1 protein-coding gene is annotated in these 253 nt (G+C 69.2%); it reads right to left on the bottom strand.

From position 1 onward, the window contains the following. Window positions 1-83: 83 nt before the first annotated feature. Window positions 84-253: hypothetical protein (locus SB719_RS21490; RefSeq protein ID WP_412159935.1), on the bottom strand; the 170-nt coding region annotated here is incomplete at its 5' end.

Raw genomic sequence — 253 nt, 5'->3', positions numbered from 1 at the left:
CGTGGACCCGGACCTGGATGCGGCTTTCGACCGGCTGGTGGAGCACGCCCGCGCGTTCGCCTGAGCGCGCACGCGGGCGGCGCTCACTTCGAGTAGCCCGTTCCGGGAGCTGAGGACGACGACGAGGACGTGCCGGCGATCTTCGCCCCGTCGGCTCCGACGACCCACCAGATCCCGCCGTACGCCTGACCGGTGACGTCGCCGATCGACTTGTCGTTGACGAACGTGTAGAGCGGGAGTCCGTTGAGCGTGA

It is taken from the genome of Pantoea sp. SIMBA_079 (assembly GCF_046940275.1).
GTDB lineage: Bacteria > Pseudomonadota > Gammaproteobacteria > Enterobacterales > Enterobacteriaceae > Pantoea > Pantoea borealis.
The sequence above is the reverse complement of the archived record's forward strand: the minus strand, read 5'-3'. Positions and strand labels throughout refer to the sequence as shown.